This is a genomic window from Rhizobium aouanii (assembly GCF_037002925.1).
Classification (GTDB): Bacteria; Pseudomonadota; Alphaproteobacteria; order Rhizobiales; family Rhizobiaceae; genus Rhizobium; species Rhizobium aouanii.
The window spans coordinates 120,398-134,656 of sequence record NZ_JBAMYD010000016.1; the positions used below are offsets into that span (position 1 = coordinate 120,398).

A 14,259-nucleotide genomic window follows, 5' to 3' on the forward strand; every position below is an offset into this window, starting at 1 on the left:
AGGATGACCGATGAGGAGGAAACAATGACTTTGCAACAGACCTCCACGCCCGCTTTGCGACGCCCGGCGAAACGCCGCGACAACAAGCGGCTCTGGCAGGAAATGGCGATGATCGCGCCTGCCTTTCTGCTTATGGCGATATTCCTGATCACGCCGTTCCTCTTGTCCTTCTGGACGGCGATGACCAACCAGCCGCTCGTGCCGCGCCCGACGCCGGTGCGCTTCGTCGGCCTCCTGAATTTCGAGCGCGTCTTCACCGATCCGCTGTTCTGGACCTCGCTGTGGAACGTCACGCGCTTCACCGTCTGGGTGCTGCCGCTGCAGTGCGGCCTCGCCTTCCTGACCGCGCTGCTCTTGCATCAGAAGCTGCCGATGCAAAACCTGCTGCGTGGCCTGTTCTTCCTGCCGGCGATCACCTCCATGGTGGTGGTCTGCGTCATCTGGGGCACGCTGTTCCAGTATCCGAGCGGCCCGCTCAACCAGATCGTCGGTTTCCTTTCCGGCGGCACGATCCAGCCGATCGACTGGCTCGGCGACCCCAACTGGGCGATGTTCTCCATCGTGTTGCTTTCAGCCTGGCAGGCCTATGGCTTTCAGATGATCATCTATCTCGCCGGCCTGCAGGGCATTCCCGAAGAACTATACGATGCCGCCCGCATCGACGGGGCAAGCGCGTTGCGCCGCTTCTGGCACGTCACCATGCCCGGCCTTCGCCCGACCCATGTCTTTGTGCTGGTCATCACGACCATCCAGGCCTTCAAGCTCTATACGCAGGTGGCAATCCTCACCCAGGGCGGCCCGAACGAAAGCACCGAAACCGTTGTCCACTACATGGTGCGCGCCGGCTTCGAGGAGCAGAAACTCGGCTACGCATCGGCCGTTTCCGTCATCCTCTTCGTCATCGTTCTTCTGATCGCGCTCCTGCAACGCAAACTCCTGAGGCGCTTCGATGTCTGATATCGCTTTGAGCCAGCCCGTCCCGCTGGCAATCGCAAGGGGCAACGGCAAGAGAAGCCTGCGCATCGTGCAGAGCCTCTGCATCCTGGTCATCGCGCTGGTGATGATCTCGCCGCTGTTCATGTTGCTGATCGCCAGCCTGAAGGACGACCGCTTCCGCATCCTCGCCGACATGGGCAGCTTCCGCGCCTTCTGGGTCAGTGACCCGACCCTGTCGAACTACAATGAGATCGCCCATTTCTCCGGCGAGCTGGCTTATGGCCGATATCTCTTCAATTCGCTGGTGATCCTCGTCGCCACAGTCGTCTCGGGTCTTATCGTCAATTCCATGGCGGGCTTCGTTCTGGCCTGGGGCTCGCTGCGCGGCAAGGCGGCGCTCTTGGCGCTGGTCGTCGCGCTCTATGTCATCCCGCAGGAAAGCATCATCATGCCGCTCGTCGTCATGATGTCGCGGGCGGGGCTGACGGATACCTTCGCGGTGCAGATCCTGCCCTGGGTGGCAAGCCCGCTCTATGTCTTCCTCTTCTACCAGTTCTTCGCGCAGCTGCCGAAAGAACTCTATGAAGCGGCTGAAATGGACGGCGCATCGGTCTTCCGCATCTACCGGTCGATCTACATGCCGCTCAGCCTGCCGGCGCTCGCCACGGTCTCGATCCTCATGGGCATCGAAAGCTGGAACCAGTATCTCTGGCCGACGCTGGTCACCCAGACCGACTATGCTCGGCCGATTGCCGTCGCCATCGCCACCTTCTTCGGACAGGACAGCATCTACTGGGACCGCGCCATGGCCGCCTCGGTGCTGATGATGATCCCCGTCCTCATTCTCTATCTGGCTTTCCAGCGCTGGTTCGTCAGTTCATTCGTCGGCTCCGCCGTGAAAGGTTGATCATGTCACTACAGGCAAAATCCGAAACGTCAGCACCTGAAACCATCGAAGCGGAGCTGCCCGAAGGCACGGTGCTGCATCTCTGGCTGAAGGCGCGCCATGCCGGCGGCGAGGCGAAGCTGTTCGTCGCCGTTGATGGCAACGACATCGGCGAGCCCTCGACCCGCCGCACGGGGGAATTTGAGTTCTTCGCTGTGACGCTCGCGAAGAGCGGCCGTGCCACGCTGTCTTATGATGCGACAAGCACAGCGCTTTCCGTCGCTTATGCCTTCCGGCCGGAAACCGTGATGAAGGAGGGGATCCGCGTGCTGCACAGCGACGCCCGCACCGCCGCCCCCGGCGTGCCCGACAGCTACCATTTCCGCCCGCCTTTCGGCTGGATGAACGATCCGAACGGTTTTGGACGGTTCGGCGGAAATGCTCACCTCTTCTACCAGCATTATCCTCATGAGCCGCGCTGGAACACTATGCACTGGGGCCATGCCGTCTCGAAGGATTTCGTCCGCTGGAGGCATCTGCCCATGTTCCTCTTCCCGGCGGCGCATCTATCGGAAAAGGACGATGGCCGCGGCGGCGCCTTCTCCGGCTCGGCGATCCCCGGCGCCGGTCCAGAAGGCGAGGAAATCCGCGTCTTCTACACCGAGCATGTGCGTGACCGGCAGCCGGAAGAGCAAATCCAGCTTTCCGCCGTCAGCCGCGACGGCATCGTTGCCGGCCCGTCGGAAATCGTGATGCCGCTGCGCCCGGAAGGCTTGAACCTCACCAGCGATTTCCGCGACCCCTATGTCTTCAAGGGCCCGGACGGGCACTGGAAGATGCTGCTCGGCAGCCGCGACAGGCAGGGCGGCGTCGTACTGCTCTATGAAACCGCAGACGCGCAAGGCGCCGATGGCTGGACCTTCCTTAGCATCCTCCATCGCGAGGACGGTTTCGGCATGACGGCGGCGGAATGCCCCTGCATGGTGCCGCTTTCCGGCAAAAACGGAGTAACCCGCTGGGCGCTGATCTTCGGTCTGCTCACCAGCCGCGACCCGGCCACCGGCCGCCGCAACCTCACCTCCGTCACCATCGGCGGCTTCGATGGCCGCACCTTCACTGCGGAGTTCGTGCAGGAGTTGGATTTCGGTTCGGATGCCTATGCCTTCCAGGCCTTCGTTGATGGCGACGAGCCGGTCGGCATCGCCTGGCTCGCCAACTGGACGGATTTTTCCAAGAAGGACGATTTCCCGACGGCCATGACCCTGCCGCGCCGCATGCTTCTCGACGGCGACACCGTGCTGACCCCGCCGGTCGCGGCCGTCGAAAGCCTGCGTCATCAGTTGCTGGATGACACCGCGCTTGCCGCCGGCAAGACCGTGCCGCTCGGCACCGGCGCCGTCGAGATCGTACTTGATCTCACCGAGCCGGGCGCTGCCTTCGATCTCACCTTCGATCATCCGGATGTCGATCTAGGCGTTAAACTCGATGCCGATGGTCTGGCGATTGTCTTCGACGTTCGTACCGGTATGGCGCCGCCACGTTACGTCGCCGCTGGCGCGAAACCGTCGAGCCTGCGCATCTTCCTCGATGCCGGCTCCATCGAGGTCTTCGCTGACAACGGCCGCTGGACGGGGTCCAAACGCATTCCGGGCTTTGCCGCCGCACGTTCGGCAACGCTCGCCGGCACCGTCGCCGGGGCCGGCGTCTGGCAATTGAAACTGTGAGGGAGGACAGACAATGGCATCGGTAGCAATCGACCGGGTTCAGAAGCAATACGGCGCGGCCTCGGTTATCCACGGGGTTTCCGCAGGTATCGAGGACGGTGAGTTCGTCACGCTCGTCGGGCCGTCCGGCTGCGGCAAGTCCACGCTTCTGCGCATGCTGGCGGGGCTAGAGGATATCAGCGGCGGTGAAATCCGCATCGACGGTCGCGTCATGAACGACGTCGCGCCGAAGGAGCGCGATATCGCCATGGTGTTCCAGTCCTACGCGCTCTATCCGCATATGACGGTGCGCGAAAATATGGGCTTTGCCCTGAAGCTGCAGGGGCGCGATAAGGCGACAATCAACAAGCTGGTGACCGAAGCCGCCGGCATTCTCGCACTTGAACCGCTGCTGGAGCGCCTGCCGAAACAGCTTTCCGGCGGCCAGCGCCAGCGCGTCGCCATGGGCCGCGCCATCGTACGCCATCCGAAAGTGTTCCTCTTCGACGAGCCGCTGTCCAACCTCGACGCCAAGCTGCGGGTGACCATGCGCAGCGAGATCAAGGAGCTGCATCAGCGCCTTGGCACGACCATCGTTTACGTCACCCATGACCAGATCGAGGCGATGACCATGGCCGACAAGATCGTCGTCATGCGCGCCGGCCGCATCGAGCAGATCGGCAAGCCGCTCGATCTCTACGACCGCCCGGATAACACCTTCGTCGCCGCCTTCATCGGCTCGCCGTCGATGAACCTCTTCGAGGGTGGCGTCAGCGACGGCGGCTTCCGTATCGAAGGCGGTGTTTCCCTGCCGCTTCCGCCGCAATTGAGCCACAGCGCGGCACGCACCTACGGCATCCGCCCGGAAGACCTCGACATTGCAGAGACGGGCATTCCGGCCACCGTGCTGACTGTCGAGCCGACAGGTGCGGAGACCCATCTTTCGGTGCGTGTCGGCACGCAGACGGCAACCATCGTGCTGCACCGGCGGGTGGATCTAAAACCTGACCAACAAATCGACCTCGCGCCCAAATCCGAGAAAATCCACCTCTTCTCCGCCGAAGGCCGCCGGATGGACTGATCCCCCGGCGCCTGCCGCCGAGCCGCGTCCGTCAATGACAGGCGTGGTGCGGTTCCAGTGCCATACAGGCTTGCGACGTCTTGGTTTTGGGTGCCCAGCTTTTCAATGATCGAATTGACCAACTGCGCGGCGATGTGTTGCCACGGGTCAAATCTCTTGAAGAGCAGATCGGTTGTGGTCATGCCGCCGCGTGCCATCCATTGCGGATATGCCGGTAGCCTTCGCGGTAGACCGCTTCAGGCGTCTCGGAAAAGTCGCGCCAGACCTTTGTCGCGGCGGCGAGTTCCTTGAGCGCCCGACCGAAGGCCTCGATTGTCAGCCACCCGTCGTAGCCGCTCGCACGTAGCGCCTTGAACGTCTCCGCCCAGGGAACGTTGCCGCGCCCCGGTACGCCGCGGTCGTTCTCCGAAATGTGGACATGGACGATGCGGTCACTGTTTCGCGTGAAGGCGCCAATGGGATCGGCCTCTTCAATATTGCTGTGGAAGGTGTCGTACATGGCGCGGATATTCGGATGTCCGACCGCGTCGATATGGGTCGCAAGGTCGTCCATCGTGTTGAACAGATAACATTCGAAGCGGTTGAGCGCCTCAAGTCCGATCGTGACGCCGTGCTTTGCTGCATGATCGCCGATCGCGCGTTGCGAGGAAACTGAGCGCTTGAGTTCCGCCGCGCTCGGCCCGCTTCCGGAAAATTTGCCGAGCGTCGAATGCAGCGGCCCGCTCAGCATCGTCGCCCCAAGCGCATCGCTGCAGTCGATTGCCCATTTCACGAAGTCGATGCCGCGCTTGCGGGTCGCGGCGTCGGGGGCGATCAGGTTCATCTGCGGGTCGCCCATAGCGGAAACGGCGGTCCGTTCCAGGCCGATCCGGTCGAGCAAGGCCCCCAGCCGCCGGTAGTCGTCGGGTGCGCCCGAAAAGATCGGGATCTCGACACCATCAAACCCCGTGGCCTTGATATCGCGCAACAATGCCTCGTGTTTGCTGCCGACAGCTGTCGTCCAGAGGAACATGCACATCCCGATCTTCATCTCTCCCCCTTTTCCTTGCGGCCACTGCCCGGCGGCTTAAGCCGATCGACATCCTCATATCTGGTCATACCAAATTTGCGCATTAGGTCAAGCTGCGGTGCTCGCCGCCTGGAGCCAGGATTCCGTGCATAAGCGATGAAATGTCGTGATAAACAGCCGAATGCACCGGATGTATCGGTGTTTCAAGGCCGTCTTGCAGAGGCTCTGGAATTGGGTTAGATCTTTCAGACAACAAGAATTGGCCAAACCAGATTGTAGCAGCAACGGGACTGGCCAGCGATAAGGTGACGTTTCGATGCCAAGCGGCTGTCGAGCGTGGCCGCAACAGCCTAGGAGGAACCTCATGCATCTTTCCACACACAACTGGATGCGGGCGGAACCGCTCGCCGTCACGTTGAAGCGCATCAAGAAATATGGCTACGAGAGCATCGAGATATCCGGCGAACCGGCACAGTACGACGTCAAGGAGACGCGTGCGCTGCTGAAGGAGCATGGCATCCGCTGCTGGGGCGCCGTTACGCTGACGCTCGGCGAGCGAAATCTTGCCGCCAGGGATGAAGGCCAGCGCGCCAAGTCGGTGGACTATGTCAAGAGCGTCATCACCATGGTCAGCGAACTCGATGGCGAGATCGTCACCCTGGTGCCGGCCACCGTCGGCAAGGTGGTGCCGGATGGGACCGAGGAGGAAGAGTGGACATGGGTGGTGGACGCCACCAAGGAGTGTTTTGCCCATGCGCAGAAGAGGGGTGTGCGCATTGCCGTCGAGCCGCTCAACCGTTTCGAGACCTATTTCTTCAACCGTGCCGCCCAAGCGCTGGCGCTCGCCGATGCCGTCAGCCCCGAATGCGGGGTGTGCCTGGATGCCTTCCACCTGAACATCGAGGAGGAAGACATGTATGATGCGATCCGGCTCGCTGGAAAGCGCCTGTTCGATTTCCACGTCGCCGATAACAATCGTTTTGCCGCCGGCCTCGGCCATCTCGACTGGCCGAAGATCATCGGCACGCTGAAGGAAATCGGTTACGACGGCGCCGTCACCAACGAATTCGTCGCTCCGGTCGACCGGACGCCCGCCGCCAAATATCCGGACATGGTCGAGCGAAACCCTGTCGACATTCCCCCGGAGCAACTGAAATTCATCCAGGACCACGGCTCGAGCCTTCTCACTGAGAAGTTCTACGACGATCAGATGCGGATCACTGCCGAGACGATCCTGCCGCTGATCAAGTAACGAACGGAAAGACATATGCCATGCGGCTCGCGGGCCGTGCGGGGCAGGGGATCCGAGACATGCGCATCAAGACCGTAGAGGCCTGGTGGATCAAAATTCCCATCGAGGCCAGCCGTCAGCACCGCAGCGACTTCGGCCGACTGACGACCTTCGATAGCGCGATCCTGCGGATCGAAACGGACGACGGCATCGTGGGCTGGGGAGAGGGTAAGAATGCCGCGGGCAGTGCGGGCACCTACGGCACGCTGGTCCACATGATCAACCACGAGGTGGGGCCGAAGCTCATCGGCCGCGATCCTGCCGATATCTCCACCATATGGGAGATGCTTTACAACGGCGTACGCCACGAGACGGCGGCGCGTTCGGGTCACGCCATGCCCGAGATCGCGCGTCGCGGCCTTTCCGTCGCGGCGATCAGCGCGGTCGACATAGCGCTCTGGGACATTCTCGGCAAGTCGCTCGGCGTTCCCGTCTGGAAGCTGCTGGGTGGCCGCAAGGCCGACAGGTTGCCCGCCTATGCCTCGGGCGGTTGGGAGAGTGCGGAGCGGATCGGCGATCAACTCCGGTCCTATATCGCGGCCGGCGGTTTCAAGTCAGTCAAGATGCGCGTCGGCGCGATGGATCGTGCGCTGCATGTCTCGGCATCGCGCGTGCGGGCGGCTCGCAAAGCGGTCGGGCCTAACGTCGACCTGATGGTCGATGCGCACGGGACGTATACTGTTGCCGATGCCAAGCGCTTCATCCAGATGGTTGCCGATTGCGACCTCGCCTGGTTCGAGGAGCCGGTGATTGCCGATGACAAGCCGGGCATGGCGGAGGTGCGCGCGGCTGGGAACGTGCCGATCGCTGCCGGCGAGAGCGAGGCGACGCGTTTTGCCTTCCGAGATCTTGCCATGCTTCGGGCCGCCGACATATTCCAGCCGGACCCTGCCTTCTGCGGCGGCATTACGGAGGCGATGCGCATCAGTTCGCTCGCCAGCGCCTTTAATCTCCGTTTCGCGCCGCATCTCTGGGCCGGTGCGCCCTGCTTCTTTTCCGGTCTGCACTTGTGCGCGGCTTCCCCGGCAAGCTTCATCATCGAATATTCGCTCGGCGCCAATCCGATGATCCATGATCTTGTCGAGGACACTGTGTCAGTGAAAGACGGTATGATAGAGATCCCGGACAGGCCTGGCCTGGGCTTCACGATCAATCAGCGGGTCCTGGAGACTCACGCGCAAAGACAGTGACGATGAAAGAAAACTCCCTCCTCTCCGATCTCGCGGCCCATCTTTTCTCGAACTCGAGCGGCAACGGCCGCACGCCTTCGGAGCGAGAGCTTGCGGAGCATTTCGGCGTCAGCCGGGGCCAGGTTCGAGAGGCACTGGCCATTCTGGAGGCAATGCGCATCGTCGAGCGCCGGGCCAAGTCAGGGATCTATCTGACGACCACAGAGGCGAGCGTGGAGGCAATGGCGCTTTTTGCCCGCGCCGGCGTGCCGCTTGATCCCATCCTGATCTATGAGACCGTGGAGCTTCGCAAGATCCATGAGATCAAGGCCGCCGAGCTCGCCTGCGATCGGGCGACGGAGGAGAATTACCAGCACTTGCGCGATATCCTCGCCGCGTCCGAGGCGAAGCTTGCCGCCGGCGAGGGGCTGGCGCGCGAGGACCGGGATTTTCATTTGGAGATCGTCCGCGCCACCAAGAATAGCGTCTTCCATCGGGTGTGCAGCGTCTACTACGTCATGGGTGAGCACCGCCTGCCGATCTATTTTGCCGAACCCGCCCGCAGCCGGCGCTCGCATGAGGAACATATCCGCATCTACGAGGCGCTGCTTGCCCGAGACGGCAATCTGGCCCAGGCGCTGATGAGCGCGCATCTTCAAGGTGCGGAAAGCTATTGGAAGGGTCTCATCGGCAGTCCAGCGACGGCAGCCGGATAGGCGCAACCGGCGGGAGGGCCGATGAGCTTCATCTTTTCCACACATCCCCTGCACCCCGCGGCCAGGTCCATGCTTGAGGCTGCGGGTGATCTGCGCGTCGCTTCCGCGCCCGATCCCGAAACGTTGCTGCGAGAAGGCCGCGGCGCGGGCATCGTCGTCGTACGCGCGCCGATCCCGCCGGCCTTCTTCGAGGATGCGCCGGCGCTTCGCGCTGCGATCCGCCACGGCGCCGGGCTCGACATGGTGCCGATGGATGCGGCAACCCGCGCCGGCGTGCTTGTCGCCAACGTCCCGGGCGCCAATGCTTCGACTGTCGCCGAGCACGTCTTCCTCGTGACACTGGCCCTGCTTCGGCGCTTCCGCCTGATGGACCGTGAACTGCGTCAGAACGGCTGGGCGGCGGGCCGCGCCCAGTCGGATACGGCCGTCGACCTCGCCGGCCGCACCATGGGCATCGTCGGAATGGGCAATGTCGGCAAGGCGATTTTCAAGATCGCGAAGTTCGGCTTCGGTCTGGAGGTGGTCGCCACGAGCCGGTCGCCGGAAAACGTGCCGGACGGCGTGCGTTTCCTGGCGATCAATGAGCTTATGGCGACGGCCGATATCGTGGTGCTCTGTTGTCCGCTGACGCCGGAGACCACTGGCTTGCTCGATGCCGGTCGCATCGGGCGCATGAAGCCCGCGGCCATTCTGGTCAACGTCTCGCGCGGGCCGGTGATCGATGATGCGGCGTTGATGGAGGCGCTGCGCGACGGCCGCATCGGCGGAGCCGCGCTCGACGTCTTCGCAACGCAGCCGCTGCCGCTCGACCATCCCTATTTCGGCTTTGACAACGTCATTATCACTCCGCATCTGGCTGGTCTAACGGAAGAGAGCATGATGCGCATGGGAACAGGCGCGGCGAGCGAAGCCGTGCGCGTCATCAAGGGCGACTTGCCCGTCAATCTGCGCAATCCCGAAGTGGTAGAACACTATCGCCGGCGCTTTCCGGCATAGCTCCGAGCCCGGTCGCGTCAACTCGAAACGCGGGCTTGCCCTCCGCGCCCTGATACCGCCGGCATCTTTCGGACCGATGAGGTCAGCCCGCGTGCCGCAGGCTGACACCGCTTCCGGCGTCAAACAGCACGACCTTTTCCGGATTCCACGAAAAGTGAACCTCATCCTCTATGCGAAGCGCCGTCTGTGTCGGCACGGTCGCGTGGATGAACTTCTCGCCGGTGCGCAGCGTCACGATCTTTTCGACACCATGGTTTTCCACGTCGTGGACCCGTGCTTCTCCGGGCGCGCCACTATCGAGAAAAATGTCCTCGGGACGGATGCCGAAGGTGAGCGGGCGACCGTCTGTCGCGATCCCGTGTCCGTTGCCGAGGGGCAGCCGGTAGCCCTCGCTGGCCACTGCCTCGCCGCCGGCAAGCGTGCCGGCAATCAGGTTCATCGGCGGCGATCCGACCGCGCGCGCAACGAAAGTGTTGACCGGGTTTTGGTAGATCTCCTGCGGCGTACCCGTCTGCACCAGTTGACCATTGTTCAGGACGCCGATCTTGTCACCCATCGACATGGCCTCTATCTGGTCGTGAGTGACGAAGAGGAAGGTCGCGCCGAGGTTCATCTGCAGGTTTTTCAGCTCGGTGCGAAGTGCTTCGCGAAGCTTCGCGTCGAGCGCCGAAAGCGGTTCGTCCATCAGGAAGACCCGCGGCTTGCGCACGATGGCCCGGCCGATCGATACGCGCTGCATCTCGCCTCCCGACAGCCGGTCCGTCTTACGGTCGAGCAGATGCTCGATGCGCAGGGTCTTCGCAACGCGGTCTACGCGCTCCTTGATTTCTCCGGGCTCAACGCGACGGATACGGGATTTCAATGGAAATTCCAGGTTCTCCCGCACCGTGTAGCGCGGGTAAAGCGAATATTGCTGGAGCACCAGGGCGACGTCGCGCTCGGCGGCACCCCAGTCGGCGACGTCCTGCCCGTCGATGAAGATCTGGCCTGCAGTCGGCTTCTCGAGACCGGCGATCAGGCGCAGCGTCGTCGTCTTGCCGGCGCCGGTCTGCCCGAGCAGCACGAAGAACTCGCCGTCAGCAATGTCGATGTTCAGGTTTTTCAGCGCCGTGTGGTTGCCGAAAGTCTTGGTGATGCCCTTGAGTTCGATATGCGCCATCAGAGTCTGATCCCCAGCGACGAACCGGTCGCCGTGTTGAAGAAATGTGCCTGAGCGGGGTCAATGCGTGCCCAGACGGCTTCGCCCGGACCGGGCACGAAGCCGCTTTTGGTGCGTGCCCTGATCATCTGGTGACCAACCTTCAGGTCCACGATGTCGTGCGATCCGAGAGGCTCGATAATATGTGCCTCGACCGGCATGAAGCCCTCGCGGGCCTCCCGTGAAACAAGCACGCCTTCAGGCCGGACCCCGAGTGTCAGCTTGCCGTTCTCAGCCCTTGCGTCGGAGAGGCGGTTCGCCAGCACGGCGGGGAACTCAAAGCCCGTCGTCCCGTCGCCGACCTGCACGCTGGTATGGCTGCCCGTTGCGCTGATGATCGCCGGCGCCATGTTCATGACCGGGCTTCCGACGAACTGGGCGACGAACGTGTTGGCGGGTTGCGCGTAAACCTCTTCCGGCGTGCCCACCTGCTGGAGGATGCCCTCGTGCATGATGACGATGCGGTCGGCGAGCGACATCGCCTCCACCTGGTCATGCGTCACGTAGATGGTGGTTGAACCCTGCTTGATATGCAGACGCTTGATTTCCGCCCGCATTTCCTCGCGCAGCTTCGCGTCGAGCGCACCGATCGGCTCGTCCATCAGCATGGCCTTTGGCCGTCGCACCAGCGCGCGGCCGATCGCGACGCGCTGCATGTCGCCGCCTGACAGCGCCGAGGGCTTGCGGGCCAGGAGACCGGTGATGCGCAGCACACCGGCGATCTCGCGGACCGACGCATCGACATCGGCACGGCTCATCCGGGTCGCGCGGAGCGGGAAGGCGATGTTCTCGTAGACCGTCATGTGCGGATAAAGCGAGAAGGATTGGAATACCATGGCGATATCCCTGTCGGATGCCTTGATATGCTGCACCGGCTGCCCGTCGATCAGAATGTCGCCTTCGTCGATCGTCTCCAACCCCGCGACGGCGCGTAATGTCGTCGTCTTTCCGCAGCCCGATTGTCCAAGCAGCACGATGAATTCATTGTCGGCGATGGCGAGATTAAGGTCTTTGATGACCTGGACGGCACCGAAATATTTCTGAATCCCGCGAAGTTCGATCTGCGTCATGAATGGTTGCCTTCGTCTGGTTGCGCGTCGCGGGGGATTTTGGTCGCCACCATGAAGGCGATCAGTCCGACGAGTGTCATCGTCATGCCGTAGCGGTGCAGAAACAGGTTCCAGGGCTGGCAGAGCGCGACGATGCCCAAGATCATGAGATACTGCGAACCGGGTTCGAGATATTTCTGGTTGAAGGCGCGAAAGGTCATTTGCGGATCGCTCCGAAGCTCATGCCGCGCAGGAGATGGTTCCTGAGCAGGAAGGTGAAGATGGCGACCGGTAGCAGGAACAGGAACGTGCCGGCGGCAATCACCGTCCAATCCGGCAGGCCTGAGCCGACCTGGCTCGGAATGAAGGGTGGAGCCGTTTGCGCACGCCGGTTCGTCATGATCAGCGCAAATGCATATTCATTCCAGGCCGTGATGAAGCAGAAGACCGCGGTTGCGGCGATGCCGGTGGCCGCTTCCGGGATGACGATCTTGAAAAAGGCCTCCATCCGCGTGTATCCGTCGACGAGCGCGGCCTCCTCGTATTCCTTCGGGATCTCGTCGATGAAGCCCTTCATCAGCCAAACGGAGAAGGAAAGGTTGAAGGCAGTGTAGAGTATGATGAGGCCCCAATGCGTGTCGTTGAGGCCGACGACGCGGTACATGAGGAACATCGGGATCGCCACGACGACGGGCGGCAGCATGCGCGTCGACAGGATGAAGAAGAGAAGGTCTGCCTCCCCCTTCACTTTGAAGCGCGAGAAACCGTAGGCTGTGAAGGTTCCCATGCCGACGGCCAGCACCGTGGACGTGATGGCGACGATCAGCGAGTTCATGAAGCGGTTCGGATAGCCGGAGGGCTGCACCTCGCCGCGGCCGGAGCGAACGATCTTCTCGCCGCCGTCGAACACCATCCGCTCCCACCAGGGGGCGGCGGCATATTCTTCAGGGGTTGGCGCCCCGCGCAGTTGCGAGCGCTTGGTGAAGAGCTTCACGAAAGGCGAGAGTTCCGGCTCGAAGAGCACCGTCGGCGGAATGGTGGTAGCGAGATTGCGCGGCTTGAAGGCCGTCGAGGTGATCCAGTAGATCGGCGCCAGGAAGATCAGCGTGATGACCAGTACGGCGGCGATCGCCACCCGGTTCAGCGCGCGTTCGGAGCGGGTTTGGACGGCAGCCATCTCAGCGCTCCTTCACTTTGTTGAGGTACTTGACGTAGATGTTGGTGATCGCAAGAACCATGATGAGCACGATGTAGGCGAGTGCGCAGGAACGCCCCGTCTGCCATTCCTGGAAGGCCATCTTGTAGAGCCGGATGGAGATCACCTCGGTCGTCGGTTGGCTGGTCAGGATGTAGGCGAGGTCAAAGGTCTTGAAGGCCTCCATCGTACGGAAGATGATTGCGATCATCAGGATCGGCGCCACCAGCGGCAGCGTGATGCGGAAGAAGGTATAGAACGGTCCCGCCCGGTCGATCGCCGCTGCCTCGTAGAGATGTTTTGGCACGGCCGAAAGGCCGGCAAGCGACAGCAGCATCACGAAGGGCGACCACATCCAGATGTCCGTGATTGCGACCGCATAGAGAGCCATGTCCGGATTCGACAGCCACTCGAAGGAGCCGAGGCCGAGCGCGTAGTTGATGATGCCGAAGGACGGGTCGTAGAGCAGCTTCCAGAAGAGGCCGACGACGGCCATCGACAGCATCATCGGCAGCAGCAGCAGCGTCGTCAGAAGACCCTTCAGCGGAATGTCACGGTTGAGCAGCATCGCGGTGCCGAAGCCGACGATCACCTGCCCCGTCACAGAGACGATCACATATTTCGCGGTGATGGCGAAATTCGACCAGATGAAAGGATCGTTCAGCAATTCGCGGTAGTTCTGCAGGCCGACGAAGTTGGCCGGCGCGTTCGTCGAGGCGCGAAAATCCGTGAACGAATAGCCGAGCGAATAGATCAGCGGAAAGATGTTGAAGATGATCAGAAACAGGATCGTCGGGATAATGAAGAGATTGCGAATGCGGATGTCGCTCATGCCGCGGGATGCGGCACGCGATTTCGTGTCCAGCGATGTCATGACTGCGGTTGCCAATCCTCTCCTCCTCCGAGAGTCGGCGCCGGATGCCGGAAAGGCATCACGATGCGCGAAGTGAATTCCGGGCGCCGCGCCCTCTCGAACCGCGCCTTTGGGCGCGAGATGCAGAATGCAAACGGAGGGGCGACGGAGCCCCTC

Annotated in this window: 14 protein-coding genes; 8 read left to right on the plus strand and 6 right to left on the minus strand. The window is 62.3% G+C overall.

Annotated elements, in window-relative coordinates; genetic code table 11:
• Window positions 1-24 precede the first annotated feature (24 nt).
• From V8P77_RS25860 to V8P77_RS25875, 4 genes are read left to right on the plus strand one after another with little or no spacing between them, the layout of a single operon-like run.
• A complete protein-coding gene (locus V8P77_RS25860; RefSeq protein ID WP_003550718.1) occupies window positions 25-957 on the plus strand; it encodes a carbohydrate ABC transporter permease in 933 nt (310 codons plus the stop codon).
• Window positions 950-1,843 carry a carbohydrate ABC transporter permease gene (locus V8P77_RS25865; RefSeq protein ID WP_335914803.1) on the plus strand — a complete coding sequence of 298 codons (894 nt, stop codon included), beginning with the start codon at window positions 950-952 and terminating at the stop codon, window positions 1,841-1,843. Before V8P77_RS25860 ends, V8P77_RS25865 begins: the two co-directional genes overlap by 8 nt.
• Window positions 1,844-1,845: 2 nt before the next feature.
• The gene (locus V8P77_RS25870; RefSeq protein ID WP_335914805.1) at window positions 1,846-3,546 is read left to right on the plus strand and encodes a glycoside hydrolase family 32 protein; all 1,701 of its coding nucleotides are present in this window, start codon (window positions 1,846-1,848) and stop codon (window positions 3,544-3,546) included.
• Window positions 3,547-3,559: 13 nt separating this feature from the next.
• The gene (locus tag V8P77_RS25875; protein ID WP_335914807.1) at window positions 3,560-4,606 is read left to right on the plus strand and encodes an ABC transporter ATP-binding protein; all 1,047 of its coding nucleotides are present in this window, start codon (window positions 3,560-3,562) and stop codon (window positions 4,604-4,606) included.
• A gap of 178 nt (window positions 4,607-4,784) precedes the next feature.
• On the opposite strand, the gene V8P77_RS25880 is transcribed toward V8P77_RS25875, so the two are convergent.
• Window positions 4,785-5,636, minus strand: coding sequence for a sugar phosphate isomerase/epimerase family protein (locus V8P77_RS25880; protein ID WP_221958490.1), 852 nt, complete (start codon window positions 5,634-5,636; stop codon window positions 4,785-4,787).
• A gap of 343 nt (window positions 5,637-5,979) precedes the next feature.
• On the opposite strand from V8P77_RS25880, the gene V8P77_RS25885 reads away from it, so the two are divergent.
• From V8P77_RS25885 to V8P77_RS25900, 4 genes are read left to right on the plus strand one after another with little or no spacing between them, the layout of a single operon-like run.
• The gene (locus tag V8P77_RS25885) at window positions 5,980-6,867 is read left to right on the plus strand and encodes a sugar phosphate isomerase/epimerase family protein (protein WP_131641354.1); all 888 of its coding nucleotides are present in this window, start codon (window positions 5,980-5,982) and stop codon (window positions 6,865-6,867) included.
• A gap of 59 nt (window positions 6,868-6,926) precedes the next feature.
• Window positions 6,927-8,096, plus strand: coding sequence for a mandelate racemase/muconate lactonizing enzyme family protein (locus V8P77_RS25890; RefSeq protein WP_077977044.1), 1,170 nt, complete (start codon window positions 6,927-6,929; stop codon window positions 8,094-8,096).
• Between the two features lie 2 nt (window positions 8,097-8,098).
• Complete coding sequence (locus tag V8P77_RS25895) at window positions 8,099-8,791, plus strand: FadR/GntR family transcriptional regulator (RefSeq protein WP_025397088.1); 693 nt, start codon at window positions 8,099-8,101, stop codon at window positions 8,789-8,791.
• 21 nt (window positions 8,792-8,812) lie between these two features.
• Window positions 8,813-9,787, plus strand: a complete 975-nt coding sequence (locus V8P77_RS25900; RefSeq protein ID WP_335914809.1) for an NAD(P)-dependent oxidoreductase — start codon at window positions 8,813-8,815, stop codon at window positions 9,785-9,787.
• Window positions 9,788-9,869: 82 nt separating this feature from the next.
• Here V8P77_RS25900 and V8P77_RS25905 read toward each other — a convergent pair whose 3' ends face one another.
• The 5 genes from V8P77_RS25905 to V8P77_RS25925 are packed head-to-tail and all read right to left on the minus strand — an operon-like array spanning window position 9,870 to window position 14,118.
• Window positions 9,870-10,946 carry an ABC transporter ATP-binding protein gene (locus V8P77_RS25905; protein ID WP_221996636.1) on the minus strand — a complete coding sequence of 359 codons (1,077 nt, stop codon included), beginning with the start codon at window positions 10,944-10,946 and terminating at the stop codon, window positions 9,870-9,872.
• On the minus strand, window positions 10,946-12,055 hold the full coding sequence (locus tag V8P77_RS25910; protein WP_131641352.1) for an ABC transporter ATP-binding protein: 1,110 nt from the start codon (window positions 12,053-12,055) through the stop codon (window positions 10,946-10,948). The genes V8P77_RS25905 and V8P77_RS25910 overlap by 1 nt, the downstream gene beginning before the upstream one ends.
• Window positions 12,052-12,255 carry a hypothetical protein gene (locus tag V8P77_RS25915; RefSeq protein WP_017956809.1) on the minus strand — a complete coding sequence of 68 codons (204 nt, stop codon included), beginning with the start codon at window positions 12,253-12,255 and terminating at the stop codon, window positions 12,052-12,054. The genes V8P77_RS25910 and V8P77_RS25915 overlap by 4 nt, the downstream gene beginning before the upstream one ends.
• Window positions 12,252-13,211 (minus strand): carbohydrate ABC transporter permease, encoded by a 960-nt coding sequence (locus tag V8P77_RS25920; protein WP_003549729.1) that lies wholly within the window; start codon window positions 13,209-13,211, stop codon window positions 12,252-12,254. Before V8P77_RS25920 ends, V8P77_RS25915 begins: the two co-directional genes overlap by 4 nt.
• Window position 13,212: 1 nt before the next feature.
• Window positions 13,213-14,118 (minus strand): carbohydrate ABC transporter permease, encoded by a 906-nt coding sequence (locus V8P77_RS25925; RefSeq protein ID WP_017956807.1) that lies wholly within the window; start codon window positions 14,116-14,118, stop codon window positions 13,213-13,215.
• Window positions 14,119-14,259: the final 141 nt, after the last annotated feature.